A 25,258-nucleotide genomic window follows, 5' to 3' on the forward strand; every position below is an offset into this window, starting at 1 on the left:
CTCCCCGGCCAGGGGAGCCGCGGTCAGGCAGGGGTCACTTGGGAATCCAGGCCTGCCACTTGGCCGTGTTGGCCTCGACCCACTTCTTGGCGGCCTGCTCGCCGGTCATGGCGTTGTTGGTCATGTCGTCGGCGACGGCGTTCTGGTCCTCGTTGGTCCAGGTGAAGTTCTTGACCAGCTCGAACGCCTTGCCGCCGGTGTCGGCGAACTTCTTGCTCACGATCTTGTCGAGGTCCATCTCCGGGTAGTCGCACGCCACCTTCTTCGGATCGGCGTCGCAACCCTCGGTGTAGGCGGGCAGGTTGACCCGGACCAGGTCGGTCTTGCTGAAGAGCCAGTGCGGGTCCCAGAAGTAGAACAGCAGCGCCTTCTTCTGCTCCTGCGCCTGCTGGGCGCCCTTGATCAGGGCCGCCTCGCTGCCGCCGACCACGACCTTGAAGTTCAGCTTGAGGTTCTTGATCAGGGCATCCTCGTTGCTGACGTACGACGGGTCGCCGAAGAGGAGCTGGCCCTTGCCGCTCGACTCCGAGGTCTTGAACAGGTCCGCGTACTTGTTGAGGTTCTTGGAGTCGATGATGTCGGGGTGCTCGTCGGCCATCCACTTGGGGATGTACCAGCCGATGACGCCCTTGTTGCCGGTGGAGCCGGCCTCCACCGCGGTCTTCTTCTCCTCGATGAACTGCTTCTTCAGGTCCGGATGACCCCAGTTCTCGATGATGACGTCGACGTCACCGGTCTCGAAGCCCTCCCAGGCGAGCTGCTCCTTGATCTCGGGCAGCTCGACGGTGTAGCCGAGCTCGTTCTTCAGCAGGTACGCCACGACGTTGGCGCTGGCCTCGTAGCCGACCCACGGGTTGATCGCGATCTTCACCGTTCCACCGGCGGCGGAGGAGGCGGAGCCGGCCGGAGGCGCCGAGGAGGTGCCGGCGGAGGGCTCGACCGTGGCGCCCCCGCAGCCCGTGGCGGCGAGCCCCAGCGTAAGCAGGCCTGCGAGCAGGCGAATCTTCATGTGAACGTCCTCTTTCGGGGGGAAGAGCGCCTGTCGGCGCCCTGCGTGATGCGGTCGAGCATGACTCCGAGCAGCACTGTCGCGATGCCCGCCACGAAGCCCATGCCGAAGTCGGTCCGCTGGGAGAAACCGGTGACCACGTCGTAGCCGAGCGCCCCGGCCCCGACCAGGCCGCCGACGACGACCATGGCCAGCGTCATCACGATGCCCTGGTTGGCCGCGAGCAGGATCGCCCGCCGGGCCATGGGCAACTGCACCTTCCACAGGAGCTGGCCGGAGGTCGACCCGGCCGAGGCCGCCGCCTCGACGACCGTGGCGGGCACCGCCTTGATGCCGTCCTCGACCAGGCGCACCACCGGCGGCACCGCGTAGATGATCGAGGCGAAGATGGCGGTGAACCGGGTCGTCTCGAACAGCGCCAGCGCCGGCAGCAGGTAGACGAACGCGGGCATGGTCTGGGCGGCGTCCAGGATGGGCCGCTGGATCGCGGAGTAGCGCGGCGAGCGGGCCGCGGCCACCCCGAGCAGCAGGCCGATGAGCAGGGTGACCAGCACCGCGACGGCGACCGTGGTCATCGTCTGCATGGTGTGCTCCCAGACGCCGAGCAGCACGATCCCCAGCAGGCAGGCGAGCGACGTCAGCGCCGGGCGTACGCCGCTCACCCGCCAGGCGAGGGTGCACACCGCCACCGCGACCAGCCACCACGGGGCCGAGGTGAGCAGCGTCTCCAGGGGGTTGAGCAGGGCGTTGGAGGTGAGGTCCTTGATGAACGTCGTGACGCCGAACCAGTTGGTCTCGGCCCAGCGGACGACCGCGTTCACCTCGGTGACGAGGTTGATGGTCAGGCTCTCCGGCCACAGGCGCGGCAGGACCGGGATGAGCGCGAGCCCGATCGCGGCCAGCGCGCCCGCCGCGATCAGGTCCACCCTGCCGAGCCTGGCCTGGGGGTCGCGCCTGGCGACGGCCGTCATCATCCGGTCGAGCACCACCGCCATGATCACCACGGCCACGCCGGCCGGGAGCATGATGCCGACCTGCGCCCGCGACAGGCCGCGGATGATGTCACCGCCCAGCCCCGGAGCCGAGATCAGGTTGGCGATGACCACCATGGACAGGGCCATCATGATGGTCTGGTTCACCGCCAGCGCCATCGTGGACCTGGCCAGCGGCAGGTAGACCTTGACCAGCGTCTGCGCGCGCGTGGCGCCCAGCGAGGCCGACGCCTCGACCGCGGTCGGCGAGACCCCGGAGATGGCCAGCGCGGTGATGCGGATGGCGGGCGGGATCGAGTAGATCATCGTCGCGATGGCCCCGGCCGGCGCGCCGATGTGGAAGAACAGCGCCAGCGGCGCCAGGTAGGCGAACGTCGGCATGATCTGCATGACGTCCAGCACCGGCGTGATCGCCCGCCGCGCCCGGCTGGACAACCCCGCCCAGATGCCGATCGGGACGCCGATCACCAGGGACAGCAGCACCGCGACCGCGACCAGGGCCAGCGTGTCGACGCTCGACTGCCACAACCCGAGGACGCCGAACGCGCTCACGCCCGAGACCGCCAGCAGCGCGATGCGCCAACTGCCCGCGAGCCAGCCCAGCGCACCCATGACGCCGGTGATGCCCGGCCAGCCCAGCGCGTACAGGAAGGTCTCGAAGGTGTCGTAGAGCCAGCCGACACCGAGCCGGATGTAGTTGAGGAAGTACAGGAAGAGCGGATTGTCGTTGCGGTGGTCGTCGATCCACTCGCGCAGGCCGGTGACCGCCAGGAACTGCGGCGCCTCCTTGTCGTGCGGCAGCGTCCCCGAGCCCCGGAAGACCAGGTACGCCGCCACGAACGCCAGCGTCACCCCCGCCGGCGCCGCCCACCTGGGCAACCTGAGCCTGGAGGGTGTGCTGACGACCGTGCTGCTCATGCACCCGCCCGGACTGAGACGTCCTGTCCCGACAGGAAGGTCAGCAGGTCCACCCGGTCCACGACGCCCACCAGCTCGTCGCCGTCCACGACCCGGATCGGGCGGGAGGAGACGGAGGAGGCGCCGATGGCGTCCTTGATGAGGGTGGTGGCCGGCAGGGCCGGCCCGTCCAGCGGCTCGCCGGGCTCGGGGACGCGGGCGATCCAGCGCAGGGTCAGCACGTGACTCCTGGGCACGTCGCGGACGAAGTCGGCCACGTAGTCGTCGGCGGGCGCGCCCACCAGCTCCTCGGCCGTGCCGAGCTGCACGATCGAGCCGGCCCGCATGATCGCGATGCGCTCGCCCAGCTTGAGCGCCTCGGACAGGTCGTGGGTGATGAACAGCATCGTCTTGCCGACCTCGCGGTGCAGGCGGATCACCTCGGCCTGCATGTCGCGGCGGATCAGCGGGTCGAGCGCGCTGAACGGCTCGTCGAAGAGCATCACCTGCGGATCCACGGCCAGCGCCCTGCCCAGGCCCACGCGCTGCTGCATGCCGCCGGAGAGCTCGTCAGGGTAGGCCGCGGCGCAGCCGTCGAGGCCGACGAGGGAGAGGATCTCCGCGGCCCGCGCGTGCCGGGCGGCCTTGGGGGTGCCCTGGATCTCCAGGCCGTAGGCGACGTTGTCGATCACCTTGCGGTGCGGGAGCAGGCCGAAGTGCTGGAAGACCATGCTGACCCGGTGGCGGCGGAGGTCGCGGAGCCTGGCGGGGGAGGCGCGGCCGACGTCCTCGCCGCCGATCGTGATCTCGCCCGCGGTGGGCTCGATGAGCCGGGTGAGGCAGCGGACGAGGGTGGACTTGCCGCTGCCCGACAGGCCCATGACCACGAAGACCTCTCCGGGGCGCACCTCGAAGCTGACGTCACGGACGGCGGCGGTGCAGCCGGTCTTCTCTTTCAGCGCAGCGGGATCGAGATGCTTGTCATCGCTGTCCAGCACTTTGTGCGCCCTGGAACCGAAGATCTTCCAAAGGCCGGCAACGGTGATAGCTGCACTGTCGGGAGAAACCCCCACACTCGCCTCCTTGTTTGACGTCGCTCAACATATGGGTGAATAACGCCAATCTCAACGCTGTGACCGTCCGGAGATCGGGGTGCTCCTCGCGCGTTACGCTATTGGAACGCGCTAATCGCCCATAGGCGGACATGGCTCGTGTTAAAGGTTTATTTCTCGCTTCGCGCTCTTCTCTGGATGGGACTCCAGCCTCTAGGCTCAGGAGTCCCACCACTCGAATTTTGTCGCGTTATGTTCGGTTGGCCACTGGCCGGTGGATGTGTTCCAATAACCCGCACTTACTGATTTTCAAGGGGCGCAGGCCCTCATATACGCCGATTCGGGCGAGGTGCGTTCGGTGAGTACAGAGCTGGGCGAGAGACAAGCCAGCGAGGGTGGCTGGCGACTGCGCAATTGGCGGGTCCGCGCACGCCTTGTCGCCCTCATCCTGATCCCGACAGCCGCCGCGGTGCTGCTCGGGGGCATCCAGGTGCTCTCTTCGACGGCCGCCGCCGGCGACCACGCGCGGACGAACCAGCTCGCCAAGCTCTCCGCCGAGCTGGGCGAGCTCACCCATCTGGTCTCCACCGAGCGGGCCACGGCCTCCTGGTACATCGCGCGCAGCCGGCCCGCCGACGGGCTGGCCTCGGTGCAGGCGCAGATGGGGCAGGCCGACCTGTCCGTCAAGCGGGTCCGCGACGTCGCCAGGCAACTGCTGGCCGACGCGGGCGGGCGTACCGCCGACCAGCTCGAGAACCTGCTCAGCCGCCTGGACGACCTGACCGACCTGCGCAAGCAGGCCCTCGACGCCAACCTGCTGCCGGGCCCCTCCGTCGAGCTCTACACGACCGTGATCGACGAGCTGCTGTCGGTCCACGACGAGCTGGTCAAGGGCAGCGGCGACGACGAGCTGTTCCGCCAGACCGGCATGCTCGACCGGCTCGCCAAGGCCAAGGAGAGCGTCTCCTACCAGCAGGCGCTGGTCACCGTCGTGCTCACCGAGGGCGCGTTCGACCAGGACCAGCTCAAGCGCTTCCTCGGCGAGCAGTCCAAGGAGGCCAACGAGCGCAAGGGCTTCGCCGCCGAGGCCACCGCGGCGGAGCGCCGCGTCTTCGACGAGGCCGTCAACGGCAGGTCCGCCGAGCGCATGTTGTTCCTGCGCGAGCTGATCCTGATCCGGGCCACGAACGGGCTGCCGCTGCGCGATCTCGACCTGGCCAAGGGCGACGACGCGCGCGACTGGTTCGACGCGGCCAACGTGGTCGTCGACGCCATGCGCCAGGTCGAGGAGCGTCAGGCCCAGGGCATCGTGACGCGCAGCGAGGCGCTGAGCGCCGACGAGCGGCAGCGGGCGATCGTCACCGCGGCCGCCGTGCTGGCGCTGCTGCTGATCGTCCTGCTGATCACCACCGGGGTGGCCCGGTCGCTGGTGCGCCCGCTGCGCCGCCTGCGCGGCGAGGCGCTGGAGATCGCCGGCCGGCGGCTGCCCGACTTCGTGCAGCACCTGCGGGAGTCGCGTGACGGCGCGGTCGACGCCGAGGTGCCGCCCATCGGCATCTTCTCCAAGGACGAGGTCGGCGAGGTCGCGCGCGCCTTCGACGAGGTGCACCGCGAGGCCGTACGGCTGGCGGGCGACGAGGCGCGGTTGCGCTCCAACGTGAACGCCATGTTCGTCAACCTGTCCAGGCGCAGCCAGACGCTGGTCGAGCGGCAGCTCACCCTGATCGAGAAGCTGGAGCGCGGCGAGCGCGACGACACCAGGCTCGGCGACCTGTTCCGGCTCGACCACCTGGCCACCCGCATGCGCCGCAACAGCGAGAACCTGCTCGTCCTGGCCGGTCAGGAGGCGGCGCGCAAGTGGAGCGAGCCGGTCGAGCTGATGGACATCGTGCGCGCCGCGCTCGGCGAGGTCGAGAGCTACGACCGGGTCAGCATCCAGGTGCAGTCGGACGTCGCCATCGCCGGCCAGGCCGTCACCGACGTCGTCCACCTGCTCGCCGAGCTGGTCGAGAACTCGGTCTCGTTCTCCTCACGCGACACCAAGGTCGTCATCTCCAGCAGCCGCATCGACGGTGGCAGCCTGATGATGTCGGTCACCGACCACGGGATCGGCATGAGCCCCGAGGAGCTGGCGGAGGCCAACTGGCGCCTGGCCAACCCGCCGGTCGTGGACGTGTCGGTCTCGCGGCGCATGGGACTGTTCGTGGTGGGGCGGCTGGCGCTGCGGCACAACATCAGGGTCCAGCTCCGGCCGCAGGACGTCGGCGGGCTGACCGCGATGGTGCTCATCCCGCCCATGCTGCTCACGGCGGTGCCGGGCACAACGTTGGGTGCGGCGCCGGGTGCAGTGTCGGATGCGGGGCCGGGCACAGTGTCGGGTGCAGGGCCCGGCGACCCGCAACTTCGCCTGCAGGTGCCCAGGCAGGCGACCTCCTCTGCCACGGGGCCGGGGTCGGTGCCGTCCTTCGGGCCGGGGTCCTCGCCCGGGCCCGCTCTCCAGCCTTCCGCCGGGCCTTCTTCCGGGCCTTCCGCCGTGCCTTCTTCCGGAGCGCCCACCGGACCGCCCTACGGACCGCCCACCAGACCACCCCACGGACTGCCCACGAGATCGCCCAATGGATCGCCCGCGGGTGTGCCCGCGGGTCCGTCCGCTGGGGCGCCCATGGGACCGTCCTTCGCCGGGCATCCGTCGCTGGACGGCGCGCCGGCGGCGCCCGAGCCGTCGTCCTGGTTCAGCTCCCAGCACACCAACTCGGTCGAGCGGTCGCCGGGGGACCTGGGCGGGCCGGCGTACCCGTCGTTCGCCACGCCGGGCCCGGCCAAGGACGAGTTTCTGCCGATCTTCGCCTCGGTCGAGGACAGCAGCTGGTTCACCAAGCCGGCGCCGACGGCCGACCACCGCGAGCCGGACGGCTTCCCGGACTGGACGTCCGAGCACGCCCTTGACCGGTCACCCGAGCACGCCTTGGGCCGGGCCCCCGAGCAGGCCCCGGACCGGTCACTCGACCGGGCCCCCGACCGGTCGCCCCAGCGGGCCCCCGAGTGGGCCACGCCTGCCGACGGCGGATGGCAGGCCGCCAGCGCCGTCGCGGAGCCGGCCAAGAACGGCACCACCAACTCCGGCTTGCCGAAACGGACGCCGAGAGCGAATCTGGTACCGGGAACCGCGAACCCACAGCCGCGCCCCATTCCGGCTCCTCCGCCGTCCCCTGATCGACTGCGCAACAGACTGGCCAACTACCAGCAGGGTGTGCGCAAGGGACGTGCGGAGCTGGAGGAGGAGTCATGAAGGAGATGAGCCAGGCCGCCAGAGACATCAACTGGCTGGTCAGCGCCTTCGTCGAGGAGGTCCCCGGCGTCGCCCACGCCGTCGTCGTCTCCGCGGACGGCCTGCCGATGGCCTTCTCCCGGGGCTTCCCCCAGGACCGCGCGGACCAGCTCGCCGCCATCTCGGCCGGGCTGGTCAGCCTCACGCAGGGCTCCGCGCGGGTGTTCGAGGGCGGGGGAGTCACGCAGACCCTCGTCGAGATGGAACGCGGCCTGATGCTGGTGATGTCGATCAGCGACGGCTCCTGCCTGGCGGTGCTGGCCGCGCCCGACTGCGACATGGGCCTGGTCGCCTATCAGATGACGATCCTGGTCGAGCGCGCGGGGCAGGTGCTCACGCCGGCCGTGCGCGCTGAGCTGTCGGCCGGCCGCCCGTGGTGATGGGAGTGGACGTTGGCATCGTGGCATAGCGGCGAGCCCGAGCCCGAGCGCAGCGCGCTCGTCCGGATGTACGCCGTCACCGGCGGCCGGACCACCCCGCGCACGGAGCTCGCCATGGAGGCGCTGGTGTCGTCGGCGACGTCGGCGCAGCTCGGCACGACCTACGCCCGCGAATACCGCGTGATCAGCGACCTGTGCCGCCAGGTGCGGTCGGTGGCGGAGATCTCGGCGCTGCTGGGCGTGCCCCTCGGGGTGGCGCGGGTGCTGGTCGCCGACATGGAGGCGGACGGGCTGGTCAAGGTGTACCAGCCGCAGCTGGACGCGGGCCTTCCTGACAGGGGCCTGCTCGAAAGGGTGCTCAGTGGACTCCGCAGGCTCTGACCGGCTCACCTCAACCAAGATCGTCGTAGCGGGCGGCTTCGGTGTGGGCAAGACCACGTTCGTCGGCTCGGTGTCCGAGATCATGCCGCTGACCACGGAGGCGGTCATGACGGACGCCTCGCAGGGCATCGACGACCTCGGGCTCATCCCCGGCAAGACCACGACCACCGTGGCCATGGACTTCGGCCGGGTCTCGCTGGCCCGCGACCTGATCCTCTACCTGTTCGGCACGCCGGGGCAGCACCGGTTCTGGTTCATGTGGGACGACCTCGTGCGCGGGGCCATCGGGGCCGTCGTCCTGGTGGACTCCCGGCGGCTGGCCGACAGCTTCCCCGCCGTGGACTACTTCGAGGAGTCCGGGATGCCGTTCGTGGTCGGGCTGAACGGCTGGGACGGGGAGTTCCCGCACATCGAGACCGAGGTGCGGGAGGCGATGACGCTCTCGCCGCACGTGCCCATCGTGCGGACCGACGCGCGGGCCCGCCAGGCGGTCAAGAACACGCTCATCACGCTGGTCGAGCACGCCCTCGCCGTCCGCGCCCACTGACCGGTCGAGCACGCTCTCCCCGAACACGCCTGCCGGGCCGGCTCACTGGGCCGATCTACTGGGCCGATCTACTGGGCCGACCACCAGGAGGCCGCCACCAGCTCCGCCACCAGTGTCTCGGTGAGCAGCGCCACGTCCGGGTCGTCGTCGTGCCGGTAGCGGATCGCGGCCGTGGCGTCCTTCACCTCGGCGCCCACCGTGATCACCATGGACTGTCGCTGACGTACCCAGTCCATGGCCTGGGCGTCGTAGCGCGAGCCCGGGTAGAGCAGCGCGCGGTAGTCGAGGGTCTTGGTGAGGTAGACGTCCACGTGCGACCAGTCGCCGCTCTCGCAGGCGTCGGCCGGGCGGCGCGGGCCCTCCCTGAACATCAGCGCCGACTGCTCGGCCGACGACAGGCGCTCGGCGGGCGCGATGGTGTAGACGCCGCGCTCGCCGTCGAGCAGCTCCATGGCCCGCGGCAACCACTCGTCCCTGCGGTCCAGGAGGTCGGCCGTGGCCTCCGCTGCCCGCCTGACCAGGGCCGGGACGTCGCGGCCCGCTCCGGTGACGTGGGATTCGAGGGCCAGGAGGAGGGCCAGGGTGTGCTGGAACGTCCGGCACGCGACGCCGCCGCGCTCCTCGCCCGCGTGCATGGGGATCACCAGGTCGGCCGCCTCCCCGAGAGGGCTCGCCTCGGTGTTGGTGAGCGCGGCCAGGAAGGAGGGGCCGTCCGCGTAGCGGGCGGTGGCGTCGAGCGTCTCCCTGCTGGCGCCGGTGGCGGAGATCGGGATGACCAGGGTGTCCGCCGTCGCCGGGAAGGTGGCGGCGGCGGAGGCGTAGTCTGCGTAGGCGTCCACGCCCGCGGCGCGCAGCCGGAGGGCCGCGACCCCGGCGGCGTAGCGGGAGCTGCCCATCCCGAGGAAGAGCACCCGCCGGAAGTCCCGGGGCAGCCCGGCGAACGGGTCGCCCGTCTCCAGCAGGCCGGCCAGGCTCGTCAGGGCCGCCGGCTTGGCCTCCAGGTCGGACAGGTAGAGCTCGGAATTCACGCGTTCTTCTCCTTGGGATACCAGGTGCGCAGGACGCCCATGGGGGCGTAGCGCCAGCGGGGCAGGTGGCGGGCCGCGTAAATCAGCTCGCGGCACTCCTGCTCCACCTCGAACGGGCGGATCAGCCGCTCGTCCAGCAGGTCGGATCGGTGCCCGGCCGCCAGGCGGGAGGTGTAGGCGGCCAGCATCGCGGCCCGGGCCTCGGCCGCCCAGGCCGCCGCCCGGCCGGGCGGGGTGGCCCTGCGCTTGATCGCGACCTGGGCCACGTGCTCCAGGCTGGTGGTGAGCTGGGCGACGTCTCTGGCCGCCGGCTGGCACGGCGCGGCTCCGCTGAGTGTCGGGTTGCCGTCGAAGTCGATCACCGCGTAGCCGCGCCGCCACCTGAGGATCTGGCCCACGTGCAGGTCACCGTGGATCCTGATCAGCGGGCTGGTGACAGGCCGGCCGAGGGGGCTCAGCTCGCGCCGCAGGTCGCCGGCGCGCGCGGCCAGCCACGAGCCGTCCGCGCCGTCCGTCACGTCGAGCGCCTCGGTCAGCGCCAGCGCCGCCCGCGCCGGCAGGTCGCCCCCTTCGCCGCCGGTGGGCAGGCTGGCCAGGGCGAGGTGCAGGTCGGCGGCCAGCCGGCCCAGCTCGGAGGCGAAGCCGGTGGTGCCGGCCGCGGCTTCGTCCACGCACCACTCCCATCCGTCCCTGGCCTCCGGAAGATACCCCGTGACCAGGGCGAGCAGCTCCTCGCCACCGTCGACCGCGCGAGTCAGAGCCGCGTAAGGAGGGGCTGTGTCGTTGAAGCCCGCCTCAACGAGATGGGCGAGCAACTCCGGGGCCGGATGGGGCATCGGCGCGGGTGGGGTCAGCCACTTGACGACCACCTGGTCGTCCACGACCACCGAATAGTTGGTCTGGTCCACGTGCGAGCCGAAATCCCGTTCGGCTGGGGCCCCAGTGTGGAGATCTCCTGAGTCGTACGAGAAGGTGGGCAGTTGACGGAAGCGGCGGACCGCGAACGGCGGCGGCGCCTCGTCTCCCAACACCGTCAGCAGCGCGGCCGTGAGCCCGCGATCTCGTGCGGTGAGTGGCCTCTCACCCAGAGACATGAGGCGGCGACTTATTGAATCCCAGTTCAACAGTTGGACCAAACTTCCAGGTAGCAATGTGAGGAAAAGTCTTGCTCATGTTGATTTCTGCTGCAACACTCCTGGTCTGGTCGGCTGTGTCCGGTAAGGTCGCGCGACCTCTTTTTCGTGTCAAACTTCAGAAGGAGTAGTCGGCCTTGTCCCGTATCCGGTTCACCCGTCGTCTTCCGGCCGCCGTGGCGGTGGCCGGCCTCGCGCTTGCCGTCGCGGCGTGTGGTGGTGAGTCGTCGACAAGCTCAGATGGCACGGCTGTGGCGGCGGCGGACCAGCTCAAGCCCAACGCGGACCTGTCGCAGCAGAGCCTTCAGGTCACCGTATGGCCGGGCTACACGCCCGAGGAGCTGCCGCAGAAGGTCAAGGCGAAGCTCAAGGTCAAGGACATGAAGATCGCCTTGCACGACACCAACGAAATGGCGATGGTCAAGCTCACCGCCTCCGGTGACAGCGGCGTCGACGTGGCCTTCGTGTCCGGTCAGTATGCCCAGGCGCTCAACGCGCAGGGCCTGCTGGAGCCGATCCACCCTGAGTTGATCCCCAACCTGGCCAACCTCTATCCCGAGGCCACCCAGCTCTCCTATGACAAGGGCAACAAGTACTCGGTGCCCTACACCTGGGGCACGACCGGCATCTGCTATCGCAAGGACCTGGTGAAGGCCGTTCCGACGAGTTGGAACGATCTCCTCAAGCCGCCGGCGTGGGCCGACAAGAAGATCACCATGATGACCACCGAGCGCTGGCTGGCCCTGCCCGCGCTCAAGTCGCTCGGCTACTCGGTGAACACCGACAAGGACGAGGAGATCGCGAAGGCCAAGGCGCTGCTCCAGGCCGCCAAGCCTCACCTGCTCACCTTCGACGACACCACGTTCGGCGACCGGCTGGCCTCGGGCGAGACCGTCATGGCCGAGGCGTGGGACGGCTGGTGCCCGACCACCGACGCGAAGGGCAACATCGGCTTCGCGATCCCGAAGGAGGGCAGCGACCTCTGGGTGGACACCATGGTGATCATGAAGTCCTCCAAGAACAAGGAAGCCGCGCACGCCCTGATCAACTACATCCTCGACCCCGAGATCCACAGCTGGGCCGCCGAGAACATCAACTACAAGGTGCCGAACAAGGCCGCCATGGACCAGGTGAAGATCGCCAAGGGCTCGCTGCTCGGCACCCCGCCGGCCGAGCTGCTCAACGGTGAGTCCCTCGTCGACCTGGGCCAGGCGTCGGTGAAGTACACGCGCCTGTCGGAAGACATCAAGGCCGGATAGTCGTCGTTGCGGTGAAGTCAGAAGTCGAGGCCCGGCCGGTGTCCCGTTCGCGGGGGCGCCGGCTGGGCGCATTCGTTTTCCTGTCCCCCGGTCTGACGTACCTGGTGGTCCTGCTGCTGGTGCCGCTGGCACTGGTGATGAGCTACAGCGTCTTCCAGCGCGGGCGCTTCGGCGGCGTGGTCTACGAGGCCACGGCCGAGAACTTCGAGCGCCTCATCGACCCGCTCTACCTGAGCGTGGTCGGGTCCTCGCTGAAGATCGCGGGGCTCACGACGCTGATCGCCCTGCTCGTCGGCTATCCGACCGCCTACCTGATCGCGCAGTTGCCCCGGAAGTGGAAGACGGTGGCGCTGGTCGCCATCGTGTTGCCGTTCTGGACCAACTTCATCATCCGCGTCTACGCCTGGATCGTGTTGCTGAGCGGCCCCGGGCTGATCAACAGCGGGCTGAAGGCGCTCGGGCTCGGGCCGTTCGAGCTGCTCTACAACCAGGGCGCGATCGTCACGGGGTTGTTGTACTCCTACCTGCCGCTGATGGTGCTTCCGCTGTACGCCACGATCGAGAAGCTCGACCCGCAACTCCGGGAGGCCTCGGCGAACCTGGGGGCCTCGGGGTTCACCACGTTCCGCAAGGTCACGCTGCCGCTGACGGTGCCGGGTGTGCTGACCGGCTGCCTGTTCGTCTTCGTGCCGAGCTTCGGCAACTTCGTCATCCCCGAGATGCTCGGCGGCAGTAAGTCGATCATGGTGGGCAACCTGATCCGCAACCAGTTCCTGTCGGCCCGCGACTGGCCGTTCGGCTCCACGCTGGCGCTCGCGCTCATCGCGGTGCTGATCGTGTTGCTGGTCGCGCAGGCATGGGTGGCGCGCCGTGCGTAGATCCAAGCTGCTCTACGTCCCGTTCTGGGCCACGTATGTCTTCCTCTACCTGCCGATCCTCGTGCTCGTCGTCATGTCGTTCAACTCCGGCGAGTCCGCCTACACCTACGAGGGCTTCAGCCTCAAGTGGTACGGCGAGCTGGCCGGGGACGAGAAGGTCCTGGACGGCCTGGTCAACACGCTGATCGTGGCCACGGGCTCGACCGTGATCGCCACCGTGCTCGGCACCATGCTGGCGGTGGGGCTGGCCAGGCACACCAAGTCCAAGACGCTCGACGCCGTCGCCCTGATGCCGGCCGTGCTGCCGGACCTGGTGCTGGCCATCGGCATGCTGGTCTTCTACGGCATGATCCAGCTCACCCTCGGCCTGTACTCCGTGGTGCTGGCGCACGGCGTGTTCGCGATGGCCTTCGTGACCGCCGTGGTGCGCACCCGGCTGGCCGGCGCCGACACCTCGCTGGAGGAGGCCTCGCGCGACCTCGGGGCGGGGCCGGTGGTGACGTTCATGAAGATCACGCTGCCGCAGCTCGTGCCGGGCATCATCGCGGGCGCGCTGCTGGCGTTCACGTTGTCGCTGGACGAGTTCGTGATCGCCTACTTCACGATCGGCAACACCGAGCAGACGCTGCCGATCGTCATCTACTCAATGATCCGTTTCGGGGTGACCCCGGAGATCAACGCGCTGGCCGCGATCCTGCTCCTCGTGAGCTTCACGGCGGTGATCGCCGGGCAGCGCCTGACCAAGATCGGGGAATCACGTGCTGAGAGTTGACGGGGTTTCCCGCCGGTTCGGGAACGTCACCGCGCTCGACGACGTCTCGCTGGAGATCCGGCAGGGTGAGTTCTTCGCCCTGCTTGGGCCCTCCGGTTGCGGCAAGACCACGCTGCTGCGCATCATCGCCGGCTTCGAGCGGCCCGACGCGGGCACGGTCACGCTGGACGGGGAGGATCTGCTGGCCAAGCAGCCCAACCGGCGGCCGATCAGCCTCATGTTCCAGTCGTACGCGCTGTTCCCGCACATGACCGTGGCCAAGAACGTGGCCTACGGGCTGGAGCGGGAGCGCCTGCCCCGGCAGGAGGTCAGGCAGCGGGTGGGCGAGGTGCTGGAGACCGTCGGCCTGTCGGCGCACGCCGGGCGCAAGCCCGCGCAGTTGTCCGGCGGGCAGCGGCAGCGGGTGGCTCTGGCGCGTTCCATCGTCAAGCGGCCCCGGTTGTTGCTGCTCGACGAGCCGCTGTCGGCCCTGGACAAGAAGGTCCGCGCCGACATGCAGCTTGAGCTCAAGCGGCTGCAGAACGAGGTCGGCATCACCTTCGTGGTCGTCACCCACGACCAGGAGGAGGCGATGTCGCTGGCCGACCGCATCGCGGTCTTCGACAGCGGCTCCGTCCAGCAGGTGGACGAGCCGGTCGCGCTCTACGAGCGGCCCGGCTCGCCCTTCGTGGCCGACTTCGTCGGCGCCAACAACCTCTTCCCCGGCACGGCCAGCGGTCTCGACGGCCTCAAGAGCGACGAGTTCGGCATGTTGCCGGGCACGCCGCTCACGGAGCTGACGGCCGGCGACAAGGCGCTGCTCGCGGTCCGCCCGGAGAGCGTCGAGCTCGTGGCCGAGAGCGCGGCCAGGGGAGTGCCGGGCCGCGTCGTCGACGTCAGTTTCTACGGCGGGGTCTCGCACATCTCCGTGGACGTCCCCGGGCGCCCCAAGCCGGTGCTCGTCGCCGTCCAGGGCGCCAGCGGCGTCGAGACGGGCGCCAAGGTCAAGGTGCGCTGGAGCGCGCCCGACGCGGTCATCATGGCGGCCGGTCAGTGAGCCAGATCGTTTCCCGTGGCCGCGCGGGCGTAGGACAGGATCAGCTCGGCCGCCTCGTCCGGGCCGATCACCGGGTGCCTGGCCGTGATGCGGTAGCCGTAGGCGTCCTCCAGCGCCACCAGGTTGCGCGCGACGGTCAGCGAGTCGGCGCTCAGCCGGAAGACTCCCAGCGCGGCGCCGGTGTCCAGGATCGCCTGGTACATCGACACCTGACGGTCGTAGAGCGAGGTGAGCAGCACGCCGTAGACGCGGTTGCGGCCCGCGGCCCCGCCCAGCTCGTTGAGCAGGCGCACGTCGGGGTCGAGCGACCCGGTCGGCAGCCCCGACCGGACCGTGACGACCAGCTTCTCGACGGGGTCGGTGAGCCGGGAGAGCTGCCGCATGCGCTGCTCGTAGAAACGTTCCATGCCCGAGTGCTGCGCCTCGACCAGCAGTTCGCTGAGGTCGGGGTAGTGGTAGAGCACGGCGCCGGAGGTCAGGCCGGCCTCCTCGGCGACGTGCGAGAGCTGTACACCATCGATGCCATGACGGATGATGGCCCTGCGCGCGGCCTCGATCAAGTCGATACGCCGGTCACTGCGGCTCTTACGCTGAGCCACCCCCACCACCTTCACTCGTTTGGTTACTGTTCAGTTAGCCGTGCCCATATTGCCGGTAACTTGACCGACATGCTAGATCAGTTTTTGAATTCCTCTTCAAATTGATGAGTTCCCCCGGAGTCTCGATGTCTCTCACCGTCCTGTTCATGCCGGAAAGCGCCTACGGTCCCACCAACAACTGCATCGGCATCGGCGACATTCTGCGTCGCCGCGGTCACCGCGTCGTCTTCGCCGCGGAGGCGTCGTGGAAGGGCAAGCTCGAAGCGCTCGGCTTCGAGGAGGACCTGGTCGACCTCGCCCCGCCGCCCGAGGGCGACGTGGAGCAGGACCCCGGCCAGTTCTGGAAGGACTTCATCCGGGAGACCGCGCCCGAATATCGCAAGAGCACGCAGGAGCAGCTCGACACCGTCACCAAGCCCATCTGGGCCGAGCTGATCGACGGTGTGAAGTACTGCGAGCCGCAGCTCAAGGCCATCATCGAGCGCGTCAGGCCGGACGTGATCGTCGAGGACAACGTGATCACGTTCCCGGCGCTGCTCACGGCGGGCCAGAAGTTCGTCAGGATCGTCTCGTGCAACCCGCTCGAAGTGCGCGGCGACGGCATCGCGCCGGTCTTCTCCGGCCTGCCCGCGGACGACCGCTCCGCGTGGGAGGACTTCCGCGCCGAGTACGACCGCACCCACCGCGAGTTGTGGAGCGTCTTCAACGAGTGGTGCGCCGAGCAGGGCGCCGCGCCGCTGCCCGACCTCGACTTCATCCACGAGGGCGACCTGAACCTCTACGTCTATCCCGAGGTCCTCGACTACACCGGCGCCCGCCCGCTGGGCGAGTCGTGGCACCGTCTCGACTCCTCGGTCCGCGAGACCGACGAGGAGTTCGTGCTGCCCTTCGAGCGCAACGAGGGCTCGCTGGTCTACTTCTCGCTCGGCTCGCTCGGCTCGTCCGACGTGGGGCTGATGCAGCGGGTGATCGACGTGCTGGCCGGCACGCCGCACCAGTACATCGTCTCCAAGGGCCCGCTGCACGAAGAGATCAAACTTCCGGACAACATGTGGGGCGCGGAGTTCCTTCCGCAGACTAAGATCATTCCATTGTGTGACTTGGTCATCACACATGGCGGCAACAACACGACCACCGAGGCGCTCCACTTCGGCAAGCCGATGATCTTGCTGCCCCTCTTCTGGGACCAGTACGACAACGCCCAGAGGGTCGACGAACTCGGCTATGGTGTCAGGCTTTCGACGTACACCTTCACGGACGAGGAGCTCACGGGAGCGGTCACGCGCCTGCTCGGCGACACCGAGCTGCGTGCGAGACTCGCCGCCGCGGGCGAGGAGATCCGGCGTCGCGACGGCCTGCGCAAGGCCGCCGACCTGATCGAGCAGCTCGGTCAGTAGCACAACCCCCTGAGAGATGAAGTCTTCCCATGCGTGAACTGATCAACCCCGCCACCGGCCTCCCGTGTGCCGAAATTCCGGACACGCCGGTCGAGGGCGTGGCCGCGGCCGTCCAGACGGCCCGCGCGGCCTTCGCGGAGTGGTCGCAGACCACGCCGGCCGAGCGGGCCCGCCTGCTGCTCCGGCTGGCCGACCTCGTGGAGGCCGACGCCGAGGAGCTGACCAGGCTCGAAGTGGAGGAGACGGGCAAGCCGGCGTCGGTGTTCAGGGACGGCGAGCTGCCGTTCGCCGTGGACAACCTGCGCTTCTTCGCCGGCGCCGCGCGCTCGCTCGACGGTTCGGGCGCCGGGGTGTTCAGCCCCGGCTACACCTCGGTCATGCTGCGCCGCCCCGTCGGGGTGGTGGGGTCGATCGCGCCGTGGAACTTCCCGTTCGTCATGGCCGTCTGGAAGGTCGGCCCGGCCGTGGCCGCGGGCAACGCCGTGGTGATCAAGCCGGCGCCGCAGACCCCGCGCACGACGCTGCGGCTGGCCGAGTTGTTCGCCAAGGCCGGCGCGCCGGACGGGCTGGTCCAGACCATCACCGGCGGCGCCGAGGCCGGCCAGGCGCTGGTCACCGATCCGGGCGTGGACATGGTCAGCGTCACGGGCTCCACCGAGACCGGCCGGGCCGTGATGACCGGCGCCGCCGCCACGCTCAAGCGGGTGCACCTGGAGCTCGGCGGCAAGGCGCCCGCCCTGGTCTTCGAGGACGCCGACCTGGCGGAGATGGCCAGGGGCGTGGCCATGGGGGCGACGTACAACACCGGCCAGGACTGCACGGCCGCCACCCGCGTCTATGTCGCCCGGGAGAAGTACGGTGACGCGCTGGAGGCGATTCGGGCAACTCTTGCCGAAATCACCCCCGGCGACCCCTGGGATCCGGCCACGGACATCGGCCCGCTGATCTCGGCGGCCCACCGGGACCGGGTGCACGGGTTCGTCTCCCGGGCCGGCGGGCGCGTGCTGCACGGCGGCGCCCCGATCGACGGGCCCGGCTTCTTCTACCCGCCCACACTGGTGAGCGAGGTCACGCAGGACAGCGAAATCGTCCAGGGCGAGCTCTTCGGCCCCGTGCTCGTCGTGTTGCCGTTCGACGGCGAGGACGAGGCGGTCCGCCTGGCCAACGACACCAGGTACGGCCTGGCCTCCTCGGTGTGGTCGCGCGACGTCTCCAGGGCCATGCGTGTTTCGCACCGGCTCGACGTGGGCGTGACCTGGGTCAACGACCACCTGCCCATCGCCAGCGAGGCACCGCACGGCGGCGTCAAGGGCAGCGGTTTCGGCAAGGACATGAGCCAGGAGGCGGTGCAGGAGTATTCGGTGACGCGGCACCTCATGGTGAAGCACGCGGCGCCGGCGGAGCGGGATTCATTCCGGCCCGCCTGACAACGTGTACGGCGAAATACACCCCAAAGTCCCTCTTTGGGATGGTGTGATGGGATATGTTCGGTTGGCCGATCTGGTACGGGTTGTGTTCCAATTACCCAGCCGGACAGAATCCCATGCGCCACACGCGTGTCTGATTTCTTTCGAGCACGTACCGGCGAGAGGTTGCGAGAGCTAGTGAGGACGAAAGACCCCAGGCACACGAGGTCAGGGGAGTACACAGGCGGACGATTCCGGCTGGGGAACTGGCGTGTGCGCTCCAGGCTGGTCGCGCTGATCCTCATCCCCACGGTCGTGGGTGTGCTGCTCGCCGGTGTGCAGTTGGCCAACGCCATCGGCACCAGCGCGGACTACCGCCGGCTCACCCAGATCGCCGAGTTGGTGGACCGCATCGGAGCGCTCAACCACGAGCTCGGCAAGGAACGCACGCTCACCGCGTGGTACGTCGCCGACCGCCGCAGAGGCGGCCGCTTCGTCCAGCTCAAGACGCAGCGGCAGGCGACCGACAATGCCAAGAAGCAGGTGGTGAGCGCCGCCGCGGCGATCGACGCCACGCACTCGGCCCGCGTCCGCGAGGGCGTCGACAACATGCGCCGCTGGCTCGACGGTCTCAGCAGCCTGCGCGAGTCCATGGTCTCCAACGTGCCGCCGCGCGCCGCCATCAGCACGTACAGCACGATGATCGGCGTCTTCTCGACCATCGAGGCCGACCTGGGCGACGGCGTCGACAACGACAACCTCCAGGGCGACGTGGCCGCGCTCGGCTCGCTCCAGCGCATGAAGGAGGAGGTCTCGCGCCAGCAGATCATCCTCATCGTGTCGCTGGTGTCGAAGAAGCTGGACAAGGACGACCAGTCAGACTTCCTGGGTTCCTGGAACAAACAGCAGGCCGAGCTGGCCGCCTTCGAGCAGGAGGCCGCGCCCGCCGACCTGAAGTCCTACCAGCAGAGCGTCAAGGGAGCGGAGGTCGACCGCGCCGACGCCATGCGCCAGCGCGCGCTCGCCCAGGCCCGCCAGTACAACCAGCTCAAAGACCTCGAAGTCGCCTCCCGCCGCAGCGACGTCAACCTCTGGTTCGACAGCACCACCTCGACCGTCAACACCATGCGCAAGGTCGAGGAGAAGCTGGCCGCCAAGATCGTGGGCACCACCCGCGACCTGAGCGACACCGAGCAGCGCAGCGCCATCGTCTCCGGCGCGATGATCCTCGTGCTGCTGCTCCTCGTCCTGATCATCACCACCCGCGTGGCCGGCTCGCTGGTCCGCCCGCTGCGCCGGCTGCGGGCCGAGGCCCTTCAGGTCGCGACCACCCGGCTGCCCGAGACCGTCCGCGTGCTGCGCGAGTCCGGCGAAGGCGCCAACATCCCCGAAGTCCCGTCGGTCGGCGTCAACACCCGCGACGAGATCGGTGAAGTGGCGCGAGCGTTCGACGAGGTCCACCGCGAGGCGATCCGGCTGGCCGGCGACGAGGCCAAGCTGCGGGCGAACGTCAACTCGATGTTCGTCAACCTCTCCCGCCGCAGCCAGACGCTGGTCGAGCGGCAACTCCAGCTCATCGAGGGTCTGGAGCAGGGCGAGGAGGACGAGCAGCGGCTCGCGAACCTGTTCCGGCTCGACCACCTCGCCACCCGCATGCGCCGCAACAGTGAGAACCTGCTGGTCCTCGCCGGCCAGGAGGCCGCGCGCAAGTGGAGCGACCCGGTGCCGCTGGTCGACATCGCCCGCGCCTCGCTGTCCGAGGTCGAAGGGTACGAGCGGGTCCAGATCCAGGTCTCGTCCGGCACGCTGATCGTCGGCCCGGCCGTCACCGACGCCGTCCACCTGCTCGCCGAGCTGATCGAGAACGCCATCTCGTTCTCGCCGCGCGAGAGCAAGGTCCACGTCACCGCCACGGTCGTCGAGGGCGGCGTGCTGGTGTCGATCAACGACCTGGGCATCGGGATGAGCCAGGAGGAGCTGGCGGAGGCGAACTGGCGCCTGGCCAACCCGCCGGTCGTGGACGTCGCGGTCTCGCGCCGCATGGGCCTGTTCGTGGTTGGCCGCCTGGCGCTGCGGCACGGCATCCGGGTGCAGCTCAGCGTGCGGGAGACCGGCGGGCTGAGCGCGCTGGTGCTGATGCCCGACATGCTCATCAGCAACGGGCAGGGGCTGCCGCAGCAGGGCGGCCAGTACGAGGCGTTCACCACGTACGATCCGAGCACGTTCAACCAGTCGTCGCAGAACGGTTCCGGGTCCTACTCATCCGGACCGTCCCAGGACGGCCCCAACCAGGTGCTGGACACCCAGTGGCCGGGCTCGCTGCCCGCGCCGGGAACCGGCAACTGGCCGTCGTTCGGCGAACAGCCCGCCGCGTCCGGCTACGGCGAGCAGCAGCAGGGCTTCACCGACCAGCCCGGTTACGCCGATCAGACGGGGTCCTACGGCGAGCGGCCGGGTGGCTACGGCGAGCGGCCGGGTGGCTACGGCGAGCAGACGGGGGGCTTCGGCGAATCGTCCGCGCCCGCCGCTCCTTCGCCCTTCGCCGAACAGCCGCAGGGCGCGCAGGACGAGCCGCGCTGGCCGTCGTTCGCCGGCGAGCCGCCGGCTGCCCAGCAGTCCTTCGGCGAGCAGCGGTGGCCGTCCTTCACGGAGGAGCCGCCGGCCGCCAAGCCGTTCGCGGAGAACCAGTGGCCCTCCTTCGCGGAGCAGCCGCCGCCGCTGCCCGAGGGTGGCGAGGCGCGCTGGCCGTCGTTCGCGACCGAGCCGCCGCCGCAGCAGAAGTCCGCGGAGGACTCGCGCTGGTCGTCGTTCTCCGATCAGGGGCCGCGCAGGTCGCTGTTCGACGCGGAGGAGCGGTCGCAGCCGCAGTTCGGCGACGGTTACCAGTCGCCGTTCGAGGAGGAGCCCAAGCCGGCCGACCCCTTCCAGCAGAGCGGGCCGACCGACTACAGCCGGTTCGGGCCGGGCGACTACTCCTCGCAGGACATGACCGGGCCGCTGCCCGTGGTGCGCGGCTCCTCCATGGAGGAGCAGAGCGAGGAGTTCCTGCCGATCTTCTCGTCGGTGGGCTCCGACTGGTTCCGGCGACCCGAGCCCGAGCCCGAGCAGTTCAGGCCGTACGCCGAGCCCGAGCCGGAGATCACCGCCATCCACCCGGCCATTCCCGCGGACATGCCACCACCGCCACCGGCGGCGCCTCGGGCGCAGCCCGCGGCCGGTCCGGCGCCGGGCGCGTCCCCGCTGCCGCGGCGCACGCCGGGCCAGTCGGGCGCCGGGGCCACCTGGTCCTCGCCCGCCGACTCCGGTTTCCAGGCCGCGCAGGCCGCCGCGCAGCCCGCCCAGGGCGGCACGACGCCTTCGGGGCTGCCCCGCCGCGTTCCCAAGGCCAACCTGGTCCCAGGTACGGCCAGCCTCGCCGAGCCCCAGGCACAGTCACCGGCGCCGCAGATCTCACCCGAGCGGCTGCGCAGCCGGCTCTCCAGCTTCCAGCAGGGTGTCCGGCAAGGGCGAGCGTTCACCCGGGGAGACGAGAATGAGGAGGACAAATGAGAGAAATGAGCCAGGGCGCGCGTGGCATAAGCTGGTTGATCACTGACTTCGTGAACAACGTGCCAGGTGTCGCTCACACGGTCGTGGTGTCGTCTGACGGTCTGCCGCTGGCCTTCTCCGAGGGTTTCCCCAAGGATCGGGCCGATCAGCTCGCGGCGGTGGCCTCAGGTGTGATCAGCTTGACTCAAGGCGCCGCGCGGGTCTTCGAAGGCGGTATGGTCAGCCAGACCGTCATCGAGATGCAACGCGGACTACTGATGATCATGTCCATCAGTGACGGTTCCTGTTTGGCGGTCCTGGCCGCGCCCGACTGTGACATGGGCCTGGTGGCCTACCAGATGACCCTGCTGGTCGAGCGGGCAGGACAGGTGCTCACTCCGGCCGTACGCGCAGAGCTGCAAGCGACCCGTCCCCGCTAGCCGGGCGGTGACAGGAGATCATGGTGACAGGTCAGGGTTGGGCTGGTGATAGCACTCCGCCGCATCCGGCGGCTCCCCGTCCGCAGAAGCCGAGTTCCCTGGTACGGCCCTATGCCGTGACCGGGGGGCGCACCGCGCCGCGGATGAAGTTCGCCATGGAGGCATTGGTGTCCTCCGTGACGTCGGAATATCAAGACATTTCCCTACTGAGTCCGGAGTATCAGGCGATCATTCAACTGACCCGGAATGTCAGGTCGGTTGCCGAGATCTCCGCCCTGTTACGCCAGCCGCTTGGTGTGGTCCGGGTGCTGATCGCCGACATGGCGTCGGAGGGCCTGATCCGCGTGCACCAGCCTGCGCTGGACGCGGGAAAGCCGGACCTCAACTTGCTCGAAAGGGTGCTCAGTGGACTTCGCAGGCTCTAGCCCCGGCCTAACCTCGACGAAGATCGTCGTGGCTGGGGGCTTCGGCGTGGGTAAGACGACGTTCGTGGGTGCGGTGTCGGAGATCCTGCCGCTCACCACAGAAGCCGTCATGACGGACGCCTCGGCGCACGTCGACGACGTCTCCCTCACGCCGAACAAGACGACCACGACGGTCGCCATGGACTTCGGCCGGGTTTCGCTCGACCGTGAACTGATCCTGTACCTGTTCGGCACGCCCGGACAACACCGGTTCTGGTTCATGTGGGACGACCTGGTCAAAGGTGCCATCGGGGCGGTCGTGCTCGTGGACACCCGCCGCCTGGCGGACAGCTTCCCGGCCATCGACTACTTCGAAGAGGCCAAGCTGCCGTTCGTGGTCGGCATCAACGGCTGGGACGGCCAGTTCGCGCACGCGGAGGACGAACTCCGCGAGGCTCTGTCGATCGGCGGCCACACCCCGATCGTGCGGCTGGACGCGCGGCAGCGCGACTCCGTCAAGGGGACTCTGATCACCTTGGTGGAGCACGCCCTGACCCGCCAGATGCACACGCCCGTATAAGGGCGCCCAGATGCCGCCGGGAGCACCCGGCCCGGCGGCGTCTCGCGGTCACGCTTCGCGGTCACGCCTCACGGTCACGCTTCGCGGTCACGCCTCACGGTCGCGCTTCGCGATCACGCCTCACGGTCGCGCCTCACTGTCGCGCTGGGCGGTCGTCTCTCATGGCCGTCTTTCGCGGTCGCTCACGGTCGCGGATCCGCCCGCAGGCGGTCCATGTGCCGCTGCTGGTTCCGCAGCGCCAGCTCCAGGAAGCGCTCGATCACCTCCAGCTCGGCGACGCTGAGCCGGCCCAGCTCCGCCTGGGCGTCGGCCATGACGGGCCCCCAGATCTCCGCGCCGAGCCGCTGCGCGTGCTCGGTCGGCCGCACGAGCACCCGCCGCCGATCCGCCGGATCGCGCTCCCGCTGGGCCAGCCCGGAGCGTTCCAGCCGGTCGATGACGGTGGTCATCGCGCCGCCGGTCAGCCCGGCCGCCTCGGCCAGCTCGCTCGCCGTGAGCGGTCCGCGCACGCTCAACCGGCCGAGGCTGCGCAGATCCGTGCGGTTGATGCCCAGACGGCGGGCGGCGAGCTCCTCGACGACGTCCGTCGCGTCCTGCAGATCCTGTACGGCTCGGGCGATGGCGCCGATCCGAGATTGCTTCGACAATCTCATCCTTAGAACTTTGAAGTACTTCCGCGGAAATGATCATATCGCTCACGGGACCTCTTGACCTTGTCAGGACGAGTCAGTAATGATCAGCGGCGATACCCGCCGAAAGGTGATCACGTGCGATTCCGCGCAGGCACGACCGCGGCGTCAGCCGCCATCCTGACCGTCACCGCCGCCTTCCTGACCGTCACCGCCACCGTCCTTCCGCAGGCCGCCTCAGCCGCGACCCAGCTCATCGCGAACGGCGCCTTCACCGGCTCCACCACCCCGTGGACCGCGATCGGCCAGACGACGGTCGCGGCCGAATCCGGCCGCATGCGGGTGAACGTGACGAGTGTCGTCGCCAACCCGTGGGACGCCATGGTGGCCGCCCCCACCACCGCCGCCCTGAACCCGGGCAAGAGCTACACGCTCTCCTTCGACGCCTACGCCACCACCGCCTTCCAGGCCCGCGCCACCGTCCAGTACGTCGCCACGCCCAGCTCCAACCAGTCGCTGGCCACCGGCGTCCAGCTGACCACGGCGAGCAAGCGCTACAGCATCCCGTTCGTGGCCGCCGCGGCCACCAGCACGGCCGCCGAGGTGACCTTCCAGCTCGGCGGGTCCGGCGGCGCCCCGGTGGTCCGCTTCGACAACGTGTCGCTGCTGGAGACGCAGACCACCCGGCCGACCGCCCTGTACGTCTCCAGCCTGTCCAACCCCGCCAAGTGGGCCACCGCCAACCCCGGCACGACGGCGGACGCCATCAACGCGCACATCGCGAGCAAGCCGATCTTCGAATGGTTCGGCGGCTGGTTCGGCGACCTCACGCTGGCCGTGGACACCTACGTCGGCGCGGCGCAGGCCCAGGACCGGCTGCCGATGCTGGTGGCGTACAACATCCCCAACCGGGACGCGTGCGCGGGTCAGTCGGGCGGCGGCGCGGGTGACGCGGCGGGCTATCACGCGTGGATCACCGCGTTCGCGCAGGCGATCGGCACCAGGCACGCCCTCGTGGTGCTGGAGCCCGACGCGGTCCCCGCCGCCGAGTGCCTGCGCGCGCAGGGCAAGAACCCCGACGACCAGTACGCGATCCTGCTGGACGCCACCCAGGTGCTGCGCGCCCAGGCCCCGAACGCCTGGGTCTACCTCGACGCGGGCAACGCCACCTGGATCCAGCCCCCTGACCTGGCGCCCATCCTGGTCAAGTCGGGCATCGCCCACACCCGGGGCTTCTCCGTGAACGTTTCCAACTACCTCACCACCGGCGTCAGCACGACCTACGCGGACGAGGTCAACGGCTACCTGACCGCGACGGTGGGCGCCAAGAAGTACGTGATCGACACCAGCCGGAACGGCAACGGCCCGTACACGGACGCCACGCCGCAGGACAACTGGTGCAACCCGCCGAACAGGAAGCTGGGCGTCGCGCCGACGCGGCAGACGAGCGGCGCCGAATACCTGCTCTGGGTCAAGGTGCCGGGTGACTCCGACGGCCAGTGCGGCATCGCGCCGCCGCAGACCCCGGCCGGGACGTTCAGCCCCTACCTGGCCGAGGCCCTGATCAACGGCACGTCCTGACC

General features: G+C 69.4%; 22 protein-coding genes. 15 read left to right on the forward strand and 7 right to left on the reverse strand.

Going from position 1 to position 25,258, the window contains the following annotated elements; genetic code table 11:
- Positions 1-34: 34 nt before the first annotated feature.
- Genes ACWD0F_RS38000 through ACWD0F_RS38010 form a run of 3 tightly spaced genes read right to left on the reverse strand, consistent with a single transcriptional unit; the run spans position 35 to position 3,944 of the window.
- Entirely contained in the window at positions 35-1,009 is a 975-nt protein-coding gene (locus ACWD0F_RS38000; protein WP_449885070.1) for an ABC transporter substrate-binding protein, read from the reverse strand.
- Positions 1,006-2,919, reverse strand: a complete 1,914-nt coding sequence (locus tag ACWD0F_RS38005) for an ABC transporter permease (protein ID WP_449885073.1) — start codon at positions 2,917-2,919, stop codon at positions 1,006-1,008. The genes ACWD0F_RS38000 and ACWD0F_RS38005 overlap by 4 nt, the downstream gene beginning before the upstream one ends.
- Positions 2,916-3,944: a quaternary amine ABC transporter ATP-binding protein gene (locus tag ACWD0F_RS38010; protein ID WP_449885141.1), complete on the reverse strand. Its 1,029-nt coding sequence runs from the start codon at positions 3,942-3,944 to the stop codon at positions 2,916-2,918. Before ACWD0F_RS38010 ends, ACWD0F_RS38005 begins: the two co-directional genes overlap by 4 nt.
- Before the next feature lie 364 nt (positions 3,945-4,308).
- On the opposite strand from ACWD0F_RS38010, the gene ACWD0F_RS38015 reads away from it, so the two are divergent.
- The 4 genes from ACWD0F_RS38015 to ACWD0F_RS38030 are packed head-to-tail and all read left to right on the forward strand — an operon-like array spanning position 4,309 to position 8,586.
- Complete coding sequence (locus tag ACWD0F_RS38015) at positions 4,309-7,239, forward strand: nitrate- and nitrite sensing domain-containing protein (RefSeq protein WP_449885076.1); 2,931 nt, start codon at positions 4,309-4,311, stop codon at positions 7,237-7,239.
- A complete protein-coding gene (locus ACWD0F_RS38020) occupies positions 7,236-7,658 on the forward strand; it encodes a roadblock/LC7 domain-containing protein (RefSeq protein WP_449885079.1) in 423 nt (140 codons plus the stop codon). The genes ACWD0F_RS38015 and ACWD0F_RS38020 overlap by 4 nt, the downstream gene beginning before the upstream one ends.
- A gap of 12 nt (positions 7,659-7,670) precedes the next feature.
- Positions 7,671-8,039, forward strand: coding sequence for a DUF742 domain-containing protein (locus tag ACWD0F_RS38025; protein WP_449885082.1), 369 nt, complete (start codon positions 7,671-7,673; stop codon positions 8,037-8,039).
- A complete protein-coding gene (locus ACWD0F_RS38030) occupies positions 8,020-8,586 on the forward strand; it encodes a GTP-binding protein (RefSeq protein ID WP_449885085.1) in 567 nt (188 codons plus the stop codon). Before ACWD0F_RS38025 ends, ACWD0F_RS38030 begins: the two co-directional genes overlap by 20 nt.
- Before the next feature lie 68 nt (positions 8,587-8,654).
- On the opposite strand, the gene ACWD0F_RS38035 is transcribed toward ACWD0F_RS38030, so the two are convergent.
- Positions 8,655-9,614, reverse strand: coding sequence for an SIS domain-containing protein (locus ACWD0F_RS38035; RefSeq protein ID WP_449885088.1), 960 nt, complete (start codon positions 9,612-9,614; stop codon positions 8,655-8,657).
- Positions 9,611-10,708 carry a hypothetical protein gene (locus tag ACWD0F_RS38040; RefSeq protein ID WP_449885091.1) on the reverse strand — a complete coding sequence of 366 codons (1,098 nt, stop codon included), beginning with the start codon at positions 10,706-10,708 and terminating at the stop codon, positions 9,611-9,613. The genes ACWD0F_RS38035 and ACWD0F_RS38040 overlap by 4 nt, the downstream gene beginning before the upstream one ends.
- A 176-nt stretch (positions 10,709-10,884) precedes the next feature.
- Between ACWD0F_RS38040 and ACWD0F_RS38045 the strand changes: the two genes are divergently transcribed.
- The 4 genes from ACWD0F_RS38045 to ACWD0F_RS38060 are packed head-to-tail and all read left to right on the forward strand — an operon-like array spanning position 10,885 to position 14,692.
- A complete protein-coding gene (locus ACWD0F_RS38045) occupies positions 10,885-12,006 on the forward strand; it encodes a polyamine ABC transporter substrate-binding protein (RefSeq protein WP_449885093.1) in 1,122 nt (373 codons plus the stop codon).
- A gap of 11 nt (positions 12,007-12,017) precedes the next feature.
- A complete protein-coding gene (locus ACWD0F_RS38050; protein WP_449885096.1) occupies positions 12,018-12,884 on the forward strand; it encodes an ABC transporter permease in 867 nt (288 codons plus the stop codon).
- Positions 12,877-13,656 (forward strand): ABC transporter permease, encoded by a 780-nt coding sequence (locus ACWD0F_RS38055; protein ID WP_449885099.1) that lies wholly within the window; start codon positions 12,877-12,879, stop codon positions 13,654-13,656. Before ACWD0F_RS38050 ends, ACWD0F_RS38055 begins: the two co-directional genes overlap by 8 nt.
- Positions 13,643-14,692: an ABC transporter ATP-binding protein gene (locus ACWD0F_RS38060; protein WP_449885102.1), complete on the forward strand. Its 1,050-nt coding sequence runs from the start codon at positions 13,643-13,645 to the stop codon at positions 14,690-14,692. Before ACWD0F_RS38055 ends, ACWD0F_RS38060 begins: the two co-directional genes overlap by 14 nt.
- On the opposite strand, the gene ACWD0F_RS38065 is transcribed toward ACWD0F_RS38060, so the two are convergent.
- Positions 14,686-15,291, reverse strand: a complete 606-nt coding sequence (locus tag ACWD0F_RS38065) for a TetR/AcrR family transcriptional regulator (RefSeq protein WP_449885105.1) — start codon at positions 15,289-15,291, stop codon at positions 14,686-14,688. The genes ACWD0F_RS38060 and ACWD0F_RS38065 overlap by 7 nt on opposite strands.
- A 125-nt stretch (positions 15,292-15,416) precedes the next feature.
- Here ACWD0F_RS38065 and ACWD0F_RS38070 point away from each other — a divergent pair, with 125 nt between their 5' ends.
- The 6 genes from ACWD0F_RS38070 (at position 15,417) to ACWD0F_RS38095 (ending at position 23,046) form a co-directional block, all read left to right on the forward strand.
- Entirely contained in the window at positions 15,417-16,688 is a 1,272-nt protein-coding gene (locus ACWD0F_RS38070) for a glycosyltransferase (RefSeq protein ID WP_449885108.1), read from the forward strand.
- A gap of 29 nt (positions 16,689-16,717) precedes the next feature.
- On the forward strand, positions 16,718-18,115 hold the full coding sequence (locus ACWD0F_RS38075; RefSeq protein ID WP_449885110.1) for an aminobutyraldehyde dehydrogenase: 1,398 nt from the start codon (positions 16,718-16,720) through the stop codon (positions 18,113-18,115).
- Between the two features lie 252 nt (positions 18,116-18,367).
- Positions 18,368-21,643: a nitrate- and nitrite sensing domain-containing protein gene (locus ACWD0F_RS38080; protein WP_449885112.1), complete on the forward strand. Its 3,276-nt coding sequence runs from the start codon at positions 18,368-18,370 to the stop codon at positions 21,641-21,643.
- A complete protein-coding gene (locus ACWD0F_RS38085; protein ID WP_425570490.1) occupies positions 21,640-22,062 on the forward strand; it encodes a roadblock/LC7 domain-containing protein in 423 nt (140 codons plus the stop codon). Before ACWD0F_RS38080 ends, ACWD0F_RS38085 begins: the two co-directional genes overlap by 4 nt.
- Before the next feature lie 20 nt (positions 22,063-22,082).
- A complete protein-coding gene (locus ACWD0F_RS38090; RefSeq protein ID WP_241564763.1) occupies positions 22,083-22,487 on the forward strand; it encodes a DUF742 domain-containing protein in 405 nt (134 codons plus the stop codon).
- Positions 22,468-23,046: a GTP-binding protein gene (locus tag ACWD0F_RS38095; protein ID WP_449885117.1), complete on the forward strand. Its 579-nt coding sequence runs from the start codon at positions 22,468-22,470 to the stop codon at positions 23,044-23,046. Before ACWD0F_RS38090 ends, ACWD0F_RS38095 begins: the two co-directional genes overlap by 20 nt.
- A gap of 182 nt (positions 23,047-23,228) precedes the next feature.
- Here the strand turns inward: ACWD0F_RS38095 and ACWD0F_RS38100 are convergent, their stop codons facing one another.
- The gene (locus tag ACWD0F_RS38100) at positions 23,229-23,693 is read right to left on the reverse strand and encodes a MarR family winged helix-turn-helix transcriptional regulator (RefSeq protein ID WP_449885119.1); all 465 of its coding nucleotides are present in this window, start codon (positions 23,691-23,693) and stop codon (positions 23,229-23,231) included.
- A gap of 120 nt (positions 23,694-23,813) precedes the next feature.
- Between ACWD0F_RS38100 and ACWD0F_RS38105 the strand changes: the two genes are divergently transcribed.
- Positions 23,814-25,256 carry a glycoside hydrolase family 6 protein gene (locus ACWD0F_RS38105; RefSeq protein ID WP_449885122.1) on the forward strand — a complete coding sequence of 481 codons (1,443 nt, stop codon included), beginning with the start codon at positions 23,814-23,816 and terminating at the stop codon, positions 25,254-25,256.
- Positions 25,257-25,258: the final 2 nt, after the last annotated feature.

The sequence above is a fragment of the Nonomuraea sp. NPDC002799 genome, from assembly GCF_053592075.1.

Excerpts from the sequence above, each read along its gene's own strand:
- ACWD0F_RS38005 (WP_449885073.1), bottom strand. The coding sequence starts at position 2,919 with ATGAGCAGCACGGTCGTCAGCACACCCTCCAGGCTCAGGTTGCCCAGG.
- ACWD0F_RS38040 (WP_449885091.1), bottom strand. The coding sequence starts at position 10,708 with ATGTCTCTGGGTGAGAGGCCACTCACCGCACGAGATCGCGGGCTCACG.
- ACWD0F_RS38075 (WP_449885110.1), top strand. The coding sequence starts at position 16,718 with ATGCGTGAACTGATCAACCCCGCCACCGGCCTCCCGTGTGCCGAAATT.
- ACWD0F_RS38070 (WP_449885108.1), top strand. The coding sequence starts at position 15,417 with ATGTCTCTCACCGTCCTGTTCATGCCGGAAAGCGCCTACGGTCCCACC.
- ACWD0F_RS38085 (WP_425570490.1), top strand. The coding sequence starts at position 21,640 with ATGAGAGAAATGAGCCAGGGCGCGCGTGGCATAAGCTGGTTGATCACT.
- ACWD0F_RS38020 (WP_449885079.1), top strand. The coding sequence starts at position 7,236 with ATGAAGGAGATGAGCCAGGCCGCCAGAGACATCAACTGGCTGGTCAGC.
- ACWD0F_RS38090 (WP_241564763.1), top strand. The coding sequence starts at position 22,083 with ATGGTGACAGGTCAGGGTTGGGCTGGTGATAGCACTCCGCCGCATCCG.
- ACWD0F_RS38000 (WP_449885070.1), bottom strand. The coding sequence starts at position 1,009 with ATGAAGATTCGCCTGCTCGCAGGCCTGCTTACGCTGGGGCTCGCCGCC.